At 64.1% G+C, this 12,377-nt stretch carries 8 protein-coding genes and 2 pseudogenes; 6 read left to right on the top strand and 4 right to left on the bottom strand.

Annotated elements, in window-relative coordinates; genetic code table 11:
* Nucleotides 1–40 precede the first annotated feature (40 nt).
* The 5 genes and pseudogenes from NR187_RS13420 to NR187_RS13400 all read left to right on the top strand — a co-directional run.
* A pseudogene (locus tag NR187_RS13420) lies at nt 41–630 on the top strand (anion permease); the annotation flags it as partial.
* Nucleotides 631–735: pseudogene (locus NR187_RS13415) on the top strand (DL-methionine transporter permease subunit); the annotation flags it as partial. It lies immediately after the preceding pseudogene.
* Nucleotides 736–963: 228 nt separating this feature from the next.
* The gene (gene fsrB, locus NR187_RS13410; RefSeq protein ID WP_256806683.1) at nt 964–2,256 is read left to right on the top strand and encodes a siderophore utilization protein FsrB; all 1,293 of its coding nucleotides are present in this window, start codon (nt 964–966) and stop codon (nt 2,254–2,256) included.
* Nucleotides 2,257–2,457: 201 nt separating this feature from the next.
* Nucleotides 2,458–2,676, top strand: a complete 219-nt coding sequence (locus NR187_RS13405) for a hypothetical protein (protein ID WP_256806682.1) — start codon at nt 2,458–2,460, stop codon at nt 2,674–2,676.
* Between the two features lie 116 nt (nt 2,677–2,792).
* On the top strand, nt 2,793–3,620 hold the full coding sequence (locus NR187_RS13400; RefSeq protein ID WP_256806681.1) for a hypothetical protein: 828 nt from the start codon (nt 2,793–2,795) through the stop codon (nt 3,618–3,620).
* 207 nt (nt 3,621–3,827) lie between these two features.
* Here NR187_RS13400 and NR187_RS13395 read toward each other — a convergent pair whose 3' ends face one another.
* The 4 genes from NR187_RS13395 to NR187_RS13380 all read right to left on the bottom strand — a co-directional run bounded on the left by NR187_RS13395 (nt 3,828) and on the right by NR187_RS13380 (nt 8,841).
* On the bottom strand, nt 3,828–4,346 hold the full coding sequence (locus NR187_RS13395; RefSeq protein ID WP_211386479.1) for an Hsp20/alpha crystallin family protein: 519 nt from the start codon (nt 4,344–4,346) through the stop codon (nt 3,828–3,830).
* A gap of 198 nt (nt 4,347–4,544) precedes the next feature.
* Complete coding sequence (locus tag NR187_RS13390; RefSeq protein ID WP_211386478.1) at nt 4,545–6,491, bottom strand: ABC transporter ATP-binding protein/permease; 1,947 nt, start codon at nt 6,489–6,491, stop codon at nt 4,545–4,547.
* A gap of 193 nt (nt 6,492–6,684) precedes the next feature.
* The gene (locus tag NR187_RS13385) at nt 6,685–7,479 is read right to left on the bottom strand and encodes a sensor histidine kinase (protein ID WP_256806680.1); all 795 of its coding nucleotides are present in this window, start codon (nt 7,477–7,479) and stop codon (nt 6,685–6,687) included.
* A 165-nt stretch (nt 7,480–7,644) separates the two neighbouring features.
* A complete protein-coding gene (locus tag NR187_RS13380; protein WP_256806679.1) occupies nt 7,645–8,841 on the bottom strand; it encodes a Xaa-Pro peptidase family protein in 1,197 nt (398 codons plus the stop codon).
* 415 nt (nt 8,842–9,256) lie between these two features.
* On the opposite strand from NR187_RS13380, the gene NR187_RS13375 reads away from it, so the two are divergent.
* A complete protein-coding gene (locus NR187_RS13375; protein ID WP_211386475.1) occupies nt 9,257–12,370 on the top strand; it encodes an AAA family ATPase in 3,114 nt (1,037 codons plus the stop codon).
* Nucleotides 12,371–12,377 lie beyond the last annotated feature (7 nt).

The following is a 12,377-nucleotide window of genomic DNA, read 5'->3' as shown; positions in this document are numbered from 1 at the left end:
AACGGGCCGGCAGGACACGATGACAATCGGGGGAGGGCTCATGACAGCCAGTTCTCAGACGCCTGAGGCGAAAGGATTTAGCTGGAAGCTGATCGCGCCGCTCGTGGTGTGGCTGGCGATCTATCTGTGGCCGGTGCCATCGGGGCTCAACGTCAATCAGTGGCACTATTTTGCGGTGTTCGCGGCCGTCATCACCGGGCTGATCCTGGAATCGATGCCGGTCGGCGCGGTCGGCCTGATCGGGCTCACGGTCGCCGGCATCAGCGGCTACATCGACCCCGACCCGACCAAGTCGCTGCGCTGGATGCTGGCGGGCTTTGCCGAGAGCACGGTCTGGTGATCGTCGGCGCCTTCGTGTTCTCGATCGGCTATCGCAAGAGCCTGATTGGCCGGCGCATTGCGCTCGTGCTGGTGCAGAAGCTCGGGCGGAACACGCTCGGCTTCGGCTATGCGGTCGCGATGTCGGACTTCCTGCTCGCGCCGGCGACGCCGTCCAACACCGCGCGCAGTGGCGGCATCGTCTATCCCATCATCAACAACACCCCGCGCATCTACGGCTCCGAACCGGGGCGGACCGCCGGCAGGATCGGCACCTATGTGATGTGGACGGCGTTCGCGTCGACCGCCGTCATGATGCTCGCCGTCGTCGTGGTGCTGATCGCGCCGGTGCAGCTCGTCCAGAGCGCCGGCGATTATCTTGCGCGCCGGGTCAACCGCCGGCTGCGGTATCGCTGACGCCGCTTTCGAGACGTCGCGGACAAGCAGGTTCTTGTCCATCTGGAAACATTCCAAATCCACAACGTGACTGGGCGCATTCGCCGCATGCGCTGTGCACGCGTCTGGAGAAATTCTAACGCGGTTCCTATCGCGCTCCGAAATCGGCTGCGTTACGGCGAGACATCAAAAACGATACCGGCAAAGCCGGCAGTGATGGCGGCCGGACCCGCTTGATGGAAGTCTTCGATGAGAGCGATATTCGGCAGTCTGCATCGCTGGGCGGGATTGCTCACGGCCGGATTCCTGTTCTTCTCCGGCATCACCGGCGCGGTCATCTCCTGGGACCATGAGATCGACGACGTCCTGAACAGCCATCTGTTCGACGTCAGCAGCAAAGGCCCGGCGATCCCGTCGATCGAGCTTGCCAGGACGATCGAGCAGCGCGATCCCCGCGCACGCGTCGTCTACCTCTTCATGACGCCGGAGGAGGGCCACTCGCTGTGGTTCTTCGTCATGCCGCGGATCGATCCCGCAACCGGCAAGCGCTACGCCCTCGACTACAATCAGGTCTTCCTCGATCCCAACACCGGCGCGGAGCTGGGCCGGCGCTATTGGGGCGCGGTTTGGCCGGTGACGCGCGAGAACTTCGTCTCGTTCCTCTACAAGCTGCACTACACGATGCATATCCCGGAGTTCTGGGGCAGCGACCGCTGGGGCATGCGTCTGCTTGGAATCATCGCCATCATCTGGACCATCGATTGCTTCGTCGGCTTCTACCTGACGCTGCCCTCGCGGCGGCGCGCCAGGGCCGCGCGGGCGCCCGCGGTCACGCGCCAGCTCGACCGAGGTTTTTGGGCCCGCTGGGCGCCGGCCTGGACCATCAAGACCTCGGGCAGTGCCTACCGGATCAATTTCGACATCCACCGCGCCTTCAGCCTGTGGACCTGGGGCGTATTGTTCATCATCGCCTTCACGGCTTTCTCGCTGAACCTCTATTTCGAGGTGTTCTCGCCGCTGATGAAGATGGTGTCGAACTACACGCCGACGCCCTATGAGCAGCGGCCGTATCGCGATCTCGACGACCCCATCGAGCCAAAGGTGACCTTCGCCGACATCGCCGCGCGCGCCGCCGCGGACGGCAAGGCGCGAGGCTGGACGATCCCGGTCGGCTCGATCAATTACGGGCCGGCCCATGGCGTCTATGCCGCCGCGTTCTTCCACCCCGGCGACGACCACGGCGCCGGCGGCGTCGGCCCGGCGCAGCTCTATTACGACAGCGAGGACGGCCGCCCGATCGGCGAGCGGCTGCCCTGGGTCGGTACCGCCGCCGACATCTTCGTGCAGGCGCAGTTTCCGCTGCATTCGGGCCGCATCGTCGGGCTGTTCGGCCGCATTCTGATCTCGATCATGGGACTGGTGGTGGCGGCGCTCTCGGTCACCGGCGTCGTGATCTGGTGGCGCAAGCGCCGCGCCCGCGTCCGCGTGCGCGAGACCGCGGCGATGCGCCCGAGCCGGCAGCAACTGACGCCGGCCGAGTAGGGCGCTCGGCTTCGAGCCGAGGCCTGGGCCACGACAGCAGAGTTTGATCGGAATCAAACCGCCCTTGGGAACCTTCGCTAGCCTCGCGGCGTGTTTAACCGATTTGCAGTTACGTCCCCCCAGGGCGTTGTGCCCCTGTTTGCCTTCCTCTCCGACAGGATGGCCAAGCACTCCAGGACAGGTGGACGTGAGAGGATGCTGATGCGCACTTACTATTTCGACATGAAGGACGGCGTTGCGGCTCGGGACAGGTCAGGTCTGGAGTTTGGAAGCGATGGCGCTGCCATTGCTTACAGCAAGAGCCTGGCGGAAGACGTTCGCACGAAAAGGCCGGGAGGACATCCAGATCTCCGGATCGTCGTCATCGACGAGAACGGTCGGGAAGTTCATCGCGAAACGGTCTATTCGAAGAACGGTTGACCATCGCGGAGCCGGCCGAGCAGGGCCCATGACGGCCTGCCAGCTCACCGCGGATGAACCTTCCCGTGAAACAGAGGCACAAAGACAGAAGACAACTCGTGCCTCCCGGGATCGCTATGAAGTGCCTTGCCTTAGTCTGCCTGCTCGTCCTGGCCACCAGTGCAAATGCGGCCCAGCCCGAGCAGCACTATCTCGACCTGCGCGATCGCTACATCGCAAAATTCTCGAAAGCCAAGGAGAATGACGAGACCTATAAGCAGCACGATGCGGCGCTCAAGGAGTTGACCGGCGTGCTGCGAGGCTTCGTGGGACCCGTCACGATCAAGGGGCTTCCGGCGGACGGCAAGTCGAACGCCGACACGCTGTTCAAGGGCGATTCGGGCTTCGGCCATCTCGACGGCCTCGGCTTCGCCTCCGAAGGCGACAGGATGCAGGCCGTCGTGACCACCTCCACGCTGCTCAAGCACTGGCTGCGCGAGCACCGCGAGGACGGCATGCCGCAGGAGATAGGCGCCGCTTTCAAGTCGGATCGCTTCTACTATTATGCGATCCAGGATGCGGCCTTCGCCAAATATGCGGAGCTGCCGATCACCAAGCCCGCAAACGCGACTGCCGCCGTCGCCGTGCTCGGTGTCCGCGGCAACGGCGATCTGAAGGGACCTCCCGCCGAAATCGACGTCGTCGCGATCCAGGGCGAGAAGGTCTTGTTCCTCGCCGCAAGCGACGCCGTGAAGACGGCCACGATCCCGGCCTGCGAGAAGGTCTGGACGCAGATGATGGCCAAGCCCATCGAGAAGAAGGACCCGCGCGGCGACATGACCCGCGAAGACAATGCCATGACGGCCTTCACGGCGTGCTTCGCCAAGCAAGCACCAAGCCAGAGCTGGTTCGCATCGGTCGTCAAGAAGGCGCAGAGCCAGCTCGATTTGCTGCCGCTGCGCTAAATCGCGCAGCCGCCGAGATTCCAGTCACGGCCGCCCTCAACCGCTGATCGTTCCCTCACGTGAATATCTCGCGCGACGGTCGACCAGAAAGACGACAAGGTCCGTATCCTCGCTCGCTTCCACCTTTGGCGAGGCGCCGTCGCCAGCGAACATCAGCGCGATATGCCTGCCGGCCTTGCGCTCACCTGCTGCAGCGACTGTACAGGGCTAGGCCGCCTTGCCCGGTGCAGCGGCCCTGTTCGATGCAGGGCTCGCGCTCGGCGGCGCCCCCGTCTTGATATCGATTGTCTTGGTGGTCTTCACGGCCTTGGCGGGCTTCCTGATAGCCAGATGCAGCACGCCCTTGTCGAAATGAGCTTCGACGGCTCCCTCCTCCGGCTCGAAAGGCAGAGACATCGATCGATAGAATGAACCGTAGCTGCGCTCCTCGACATGCCAGTCCTTCTCTTCTTTAGTGCTCTCCGCCTTTTTCTCGCCGGCGATGACCAGTTGGTTGCCGTCCAGGCTGACCTTGATATCCTTCTCGTCCACGCCGGGAAGTTCGGCCGTCACTTCGAAGGCATCCTTGGTTTCCGCCACATTGACTGCCGGCGCGCCTGCGCCGATGCTGGACGAGGGCGACCTCTGATCGAAGGCGCGAAGCGCGTTTTCCACGTCACGCCGCATGGCCCTGAAGGGGTCGAATGCAGGCTCCTGGCTGGTGGTCCATAATCTCGGAAGGCTCATCTGCTCTCTCCACAAGTTAGAGAAATATCAAGCAGCAGCCTGCTACTCGCGCTCGCGACGGCCTTGATGTAGCGCAAATTGGCTGGGTTATTTCGAAGAGGAGGGGCCGGTCATCATGACGGAGCTCGCAGGCAAGAGAGCGCGTCAACAAGGTTGACCCGATGATAGTCTGGAGCTTGCCTCGCTGCAGCACCCGCATCATGGCCGGATGGTCAGCAGCCAGTCGTCGAGCCGTTGCAGCCAGCGCCGAGACGGAGGCGGGGCAGGGGGCGGTTTGAGCTTGAGGCGATCACCATCAACTCCATGAACAAGCTGAAGCGTTCGCGTGTGGTAGACGGCAAGATCCGGCCGGTGACCAATACTCAACACGGTGGTCTGCTTCAGCTCATCGTCGAACAGGCGCATGACCCGTCGCTGGCTGTCTTCGTCGAGCGCGGCTGTCGCTTCGTCGAGAAAGACCCATCCCGGCTTGTGCAGCAGAAGGCGCGCAAAGGCGAGGCGCTCCTGTTCGCCAAGCGAAAGTTCCTTGTCCCAGCGCTCGGTCTTGTCGAGCTTGGGAATGAGATCGCCGAGATCGCACCGCTCCAGGGCTTGTCGCACGTCCGCATCAACGAAGGCGTCGGGCGGGCTCGGATAGCTCAAGGCGTTTCGGAGCGTCCCCAGCGGCAGGTAAGGGCGCTGCGGCAGGAACGCCATGGCGCCGGGCGCAGGCGTGAGGATGATCCCGGAACCCCACGGCCAGAGGCCCGCCACGGCGCGAAACAGTGTCGATTTTCCTCGTCCGGTGTCGCCGACGATCAGCACCCGCTCGCCGGGAGTGATGCTGACCGTCGCGTCATCGATGACGATATGCCCATCCGGCAAGAGGATCCGCACGCCCTCGAAAGCAAGATGTCCGTCAGGGTGCAGCGCGCGTTTGATTTCCTCAGCGCCCTGTTCGATCGCAGGCAGATTGTCGAGTGCCTCGCGAAAGCGCGCGACCCGATGGACCGCAGCACGCCAGTCGGCGAGCCGTGAAAAATTATCGACGAACCACCGCAGTGCCAATTGTACCTGGGTGAACGCGCCCGCCACCATGATCAGGCCGCCCAGGGTCAGGTTGCCGCCGAAATAGGCTGGTGCAGCCACCAGTATCGGAACGACGAGCGACAGCCAGCCGATTCCCGATGTGATCCAGGTCAGGTGAGCGAGCGAAGAGGATATCCGTCGCATCGTGTCCACGACGGCCGCCAGCGCGGCCTCGAGATGCCGGCGCTCGTCCGGCTCGCCGCCATGCAGTGCGATACTCTCGCCGGACTCGTTGACCCGAACGAGCGCAAAGCGGAATTCCGCCTCACGTGCGTATCGCTCGCCGTTCAGGGCTATCAGCGGCCGCCCCACGATCCAGGTCAGAGCGGAGCCAATCGAGGCATAAGCGAGCGCACACCAGACCATGTAGCCGGGAATGGCGATGTCATGGCCTGCGACCTGGAACGTGACCTGCGCCGAGAGAGTCCAGAGCATGCCGACGAAAGCTATGAGCTGGAGCAAGGAATAGACCATGCCGCAGCCGAGGTCGGCGGTGTAGTCGCCCAAAAGACGGGTATCCTCCTGAATGCGCTGGTCCGGGTTGTGACCATACTCGCCGGCAAAGCCGAGCTGATAGACGCGCAGCGGCTTGAGCCACTCGGCCAGGAGATGACGGGTGATCCATTCGCGCAGCCGAAACTTCAGGCGCTCCTGGAGAAAAGTGTTTGCGACCGTAAGCGCCAACAAGACAGCGATGATGACAACGAACGTCTGGAGATCGTGAACGAAACCCGACAGATCCTTGCGCCCGACGGCGTCGAAGAACCGGCCGTTCCAATCATTGAGCTGGACTTGTCCAAACATGTTGGCAATGGTGACGACAGTCGAGGCTACGAAGATCGCCATCACGCGCCGTCCCCCTTCGGCGCGAATACGCGTGAACACGCCCAGGTCTCGGGCAAGATTGAAATCGCCTGTCGGCGCAGCCTTGACCAGTGCGTCGGCGAGAGCGGGCCTGGCGGCCGCTCCCGGCATCATTTGGATTGAAGGCTGCGCGGCCCGCGACAGCGTCGGAATTGTCTCCGCCGGGCGAGCGACGGCATCCGGAGCAGCAGGTGATGCAGCGCCCGCCTTCATACCCCGGGGTCCACCTTTGTTGCGTGGCTGAACCGTGTTGACTTGCCCAGCGAGTCCCCGCATCGCATGCGCTGGCCGTCGGTCCACCTTTGCAAGGATGCCGAATGCTTCTCGCGGTTTGAGTTTGACATCGGCCTATACTGTTTCGCGAGCTGGTTTTCAGCGCCAACTGTTCGCGGCTTTTGGCGAAGGACTATGAAACGCTTGCTCCCGTCGGTTCGGAAAACAGAACCGTAAATCGGGCCCCCTGACCATCGGCGCCACGGCTGATCCGCAACTCACCGCCAATCTGGCTGGTGAAGGATTGAACAATTCTCATCCCCAGCCCCTTGTTCGCGCCGGGATCGAACCCCTCGGGCAAGGCCGGGCCATCGTTGGAAACCGATAGCGCGTAGCGATGATCGAGATCCGGCTCCAGCCTGATCACGATACGACCTCCGCCGTACTTTGCGGCGTTCGTGATCAACTCGCTGGCGATGAAGCCGAGCGAAATGGCGATCGGGGCAGGCAGGTTGAGTTCGCTACCCTCTACGCTGATTTTCCCGGGAACCCCGTCCGATGACGACATCGCGGAAAAGTCGCGACCAAGGTCCTCCAGGAACTTCCTGAACGCTATTGTTTTCGCACCCTCATAGGAATTGAGGCGGTGGTGGATTCGCGCAATCATGGAAACGCGATTGGCCGCCAGCGCCAATTGTGAGGCCGCTTCCGGATTTGTCGAACTGCGGCTTTGCAAAGAAAGCAGACTGATGGTCATCTGGAGATCGTTCAACAGCCGATGATCGGATTCCGCCTTCAACAGTTCTTGTCTGTGGATCAACTCGTCCTTTTCAAGAAGCAGTGCCTGGCATTGCGTCAGCGCTCTTCGCAGCTCGATCTCCACGAGCCGATGATCCGTCAGCCCCGCAGCGAGCGACGGCCGATCCTCGTTCCGGAAAATCACGCCCGGGGGGAGGTCGGAAACGCCTATCGAACGTTCATCGATCATGCTACCGGCCCCGTAAAAGGTATTCGCGGCGTTCCCCTACGAAGTGAGCCTAGAGCCGGATAGCGAGGGCCAGATTGACCCAAATCAACCATGTACGGCACACGACATTGTCCGCCCCGACGTTGGAGGCGTCATTGGTCAGAGTCCGCCGATGATGGCGCTGCGCTAAAGCGCGCTGCCTCCCAAATTCCAGCCGCGGCCGCCCTCGCCAAAGATCTCGTATCCCGTCGCCGTCACCACGACTGTGTCCTCGAGCTTGATGAAGCCGCGCTTCGGATGCTTCATGGTGGTCTCGATCGACACCACCATGCCGGCTTCGAGCGGCAGTCGGGCATCGGTGTCGTCGTAGGGGACCGGACCCTTGGCGGTCAGGCGAGGGGCCTCGTGGCTGACGAGGCCCATGCCGTGGGCCAAGAACTCCGTGCAGTCGCGCTGGGTGATCTGGGCGAGCTGCCGCTCGGCCGCAACATAGATGTCGCCGCCCATGGCTCCCGGCCGGACCGCGGCAAAAGCCGCGCGCTGCACCGCCTCGATCTCGGCCAGGCAGTTCTTCAACTCGGCATCGGGCTGGCCCTGCACGGCCATGCGCGCGAGATCGCCGATATAGCCGTGATAATTGCCGCCGGAATCCAGCGACAGAACCTCGCCTTGCTCCCAACGCTGCGCCGAAGGCGCCCGGTTGTGGCTGCTGCCGCAGGCGAGCAGGCAGTATTCGAAGGTCAGGCCGCGATTGGCCTCCGCGATCCGCAGCGCATCCGACAGTTGCTGCTTGGTGGTGCCCGGCCCGTGCCCGGCGATCACCTCCAGCATGGAGGCGATGACGAGCTCGGACGCCGTCTTGAGTTTTGCAAGCTCCTCCGCCGACTTGACCGCACGGAGCCGCTCCAGCACCAGCAGCGCGTCCTTCAGCTCGGCGCCGGGCAGGGCGTCGGCCAGCGCGCGGCCCGCATCCATCGGCAGGAACGCCATCTCGACCCCGATCCGCCTCAACGGCACGCCGGCGTCGCGGATCAGCGCCACGGCGCGCGTGATCGCGTCGACCGAGCCGTTGGACTCGGTCCTGACCTGCGCCACCCACGGCGGCGCAACGGTGCGCTGATGAGTCTCCAGCCGGTGCCCGACATAGACTGCGTGCTCCGGCTTGCCCTTGGGATAGACCAGGACCGGCAAATAGCGGCTGACGCCGAGCGCATCCATGTAGTCGAAGAAGATCGCGCGCTCGGCGCCCAGCAGGTACTGCACATTGTGCTTGGAGGTCGCGATCAGGATGTCGAGACCGGCTGCCTCCATGAGGCGATCGAGCTTGGCGGCATCGAATGGAATGGCGCGCGAGCGACCTGCGCGGGCGACGTTCTCCTGCATGACGAACCTCCCGATAAATGGCGCGGCTTGAACGCCTGCGTCCGCTGTGTGGTTTGCCTCAGCGACAACTCTCGTCCTGGAGCGGGGTTCTGGGTAGCCCAGGATTTGGCCGGACTGACCTGCGTGTATCCCTTGAGCACATTGAAATATACGAAACTTCAATGATTCCAACGGGACGGCGCAGTCAATTCAAGGCCGATCCGGTCGCATTTCCGGATGTCGCCCGGGGGGAATTGCGTCAGGTCAGGAAAACGGCATCACGACCGCCGGCGGCAACGGTAACCTTGCTTCCATACCCACCTCTCGCGGAGGGTAGCCGGGATTGTACGGGTGTGTATGATGCCCTGCGGCATCCGGTCCGGCGCCAGCGGGACCGTGCTTGCTGTTCGGGAACGAGCTGGCCTCGACAGCGACGATGAACACGCAGACCCGCAATCTGAAAGGCGAACGTCATCGACTGACGGTGCTTTTCTCTGACCTCGTCGGGTCCACCGTTTTGGGTCGGGACATGGAGTCGGAACATCTTTCCGAACTCCTCGGCCAATTGCGGGAGATCTGGCATCGCGCGGCGGCCAAGCACGGTGGTCGCGTCATCAGAACGCAGGGGGATGGTGCCCTCACCGTATTCGGCTATCCCCGTTCGGGCGAGGACGACGGGCGTCGCGCCGCAGAAGCCGCAATCGATATTCACATGTGGGTCGGGGAGTTGCGCCACGGTGGCGTGTCGCCGGCTCTGATGCCGCTTCGCATGCACTCGGGCATCCACGCCGGCACCTTGCTGCTGACGGAAGGAGATATCGAATCCGGCCGGTATGACCTGATCGGCGACGTCGTGAACACCGCCGCGCACCTGTCGCGTCACGCGGCCCCCGGCCAGATCCTTGCCAGCATCGACGCCCTGGGGCCGCATGCGCATTTCTTCGAGCTCGGCGGTCACCTCGACACATCGGGGTCGGCGTCCGGAATGCCGAAGGCGCGTGTGGTGCTGAGACGAAGCACGGTAACCCGGCGATTTGAAGCAACGTCGCGCCGCGGCTTGACACCCTTCATTGGCCGCAACGAGATATTCGACTTTCTGACAGGCTTTCTCGGCCAGGCACAGCCGGCGACGCAACGTTGCGCGGTCGTCGTCGGAGGTCCCGGGCTCGGGAAGACGCGGCTCCTGGAAGAAGCGCTGCGACACTGCGGTACTGATCAGTTCAAACTGTTGCGGGGCAACTGCGAGAGTTATGTCGGTGCCGAGGTCCTGCAGCCGTTCCTGCAGATGCTGCGCGCGTATCTGGGCGTAAGACCGGACACATCCGTCATCGAGGCCGGCGAGACGGCTCGTGCGGCCCTGCAGCCATGGGCTGGCCAGCTCGGTTCGCGTGCTGAATCGATCCTCGGGCTGGCGTCGACCGGCGCCGATGCGCGCGGCGGCCGGATGACCGTCGATGGCGTGGTCGGTGACCTGCTCGGGTTCTTTGCGGCCCTGTCCGCGCGGGGTCCGCTGGTGCTGGTGATCGACGACTGGCAATGGTCCGACGACGCGAGCCGGCAGCTGCTGGAGGCGCTCCTGCAATTGCCCAATGGACCGCGCGTCGTCCTCGCCAGCCGGCCGCGCGACGACGGCACCGACTGGATTTCCAGCGCGCCGCACCTGCTCCTGGAGCCGTTTCAGGGAGCGGAAACCGACCTTGCGGTACGACGCTGGGTGCCACAAGCCGATCCCTTCATGGTGGCGCGCGTCCACGCGTATGCCGGCGGCGTGCCGCTGTTCATCGAAGAGCTGTGTCACTCGATCGCGGCCAACGATCCTGTTTCGTTCGAAATGCGCAGCAAGCAAGGATGGATCGCAACGCTGGTCGCCTCGCGGCTGGCGCGCCTTCCGCCGGACGAAATGAACATGGTGCGCGCCGCTGCGGTCATTGGAAACACGGTGCCGAACGGGCTGCTGGTTTCGGCCTGCGGCTGCGAGCCCGACCCGGCGACGGTGCGGGCATTGGCCGACGCGGATTTTCTCTATGCCGATCCAGCGGGCGACGTGCTTCGCTTCAAGCACGGCATCACGCGGGACGCGGTCTACGACACCATTGGCCTGCACGAGCGTCAGGCATTGCACAGGCGCATCGAAGCCACGCTGCTGGCGCGGTCCGAGCAGGTCGACCGCGAAGACACGCTGGAGGCGCTGGCCTACCACTCGCGCGGCGCAGGTCATTGGGAAAGCGCGGCCCATTATGCCGAACGCGCCGGCGACAAGGCCATGGCTGCTTTCGCGCTGGACCGTGCCCGTGCCCAGTATCAGATTGCCATGCAATCGCTCGATCGCGTGCCGGATCGCTCGCGCGAGCAGTCACTGCACTGGTGCCTGCTCGCCAACAAGCTCGGCATGGCCAACATATTCGACCCGCTCTCGTTGACCGACGACACCACCGTGTTCGAGCAGGCGGTCGCGGTCGCGTCCTCGCTCGGCGACACCGGCGCGATGGCCAGCGCATACGAATGGCTTGGCTACATGTGCTACGGGTTCGGCCGCTTTCGCGAGGGCGTGACACACACGCGGACGGCCCTGGAATTGGCACGCAAGCTCGGTGATCACCGACTGATCGCCCAGATCGAAGCTGCGCTGGGCCAGATTCTCGCCGCAAGCTGCCAATATGACGAAGCGACCGCATTGATCGACGCTGCCATCTCGGCCCAGCAGCAACGCAGCCGCCGGCACGGCGCGATCTCCTTCGGCTCGGCCTACGCATTGTCGTGCAAGGGCAGTGTCCTGGCAGATCGCGGCGATTTCGACGGTGCCCAGGACTGTTTCAGCGAAGCGATGGCCCTGGTCGAAGGCTCGACCCACCCGGTCGTCAGTTCGGTGCGCAATTGGGTCTCGGTCGCGCTGATCTGGCAAGGCCGCTGGCAGGAGGCCGAGCGACTGGCCGTCGAGGGCGCGCGTGTCGCCGAGAACATGCGCAGCCTGCTGCTGCTGGCGGCATGCCGCGCCGCGTCCGGATTTGCCCGCTGGTCGGCGACCGGCGATGCCGACGGCTTGCAGCAATTGCGCAATGCAGCCCAATGGATGGAGCGGCGGAACTTCCACTTCTACACGTCGGTTCAATATAGCTGGCTGGTCGAGGCGGCGGCGGCCGAAGGCGATGTCGAAACTGCACGGCGGTACGCCGCCCATATCCTCAGCCGCGCGCGTGAGGGCGAGCGGCTGGGCGAGGCGGCGGCTTGCCGCTCGCTCGCGAAGCTCGCAGCCCTGCGCGGGGACTTTGGACGAAGCCAGCGCTGGTTGCTCCGAGCGGAAACCTCCGCAGGCTGGCGCGGTTCGCTGCGCGATGCGGCCCTGAATCTGGCCGCGCGCGGCGAGCTGCTCGCGCAGCAGGGGCACGGGGAGGCGGCCCACCAGGCCGCAACGGAAGCCGCCGAGAAACTATCCGCGCTCGGCATGCATTGGCACGCGGAGCAGGCGATCCGCTCCGTAGCCGGTACGCCCGTCATCCGCGCCAACGGTCAGCGCAACCTGCTCGGTGGCGGCCAGCATTATGCCGTCTAGCCAAAGC

This window comes from Bradyrhizobium sp. Bra64 (assembly GCF_024519875.1).
Classification (GTDB): Bacteria; Pseudomonadota; Alphaproteobacteria; order Rhizobiales; family Xanthobacteraceae; genus Bradyrhizobium; species Bradyrhizobium japonicum_G.
Note: the sequence above shows the minus strand (reverse complement) of the source record. Positions and strands in the feature narration are given on the sequence as shown.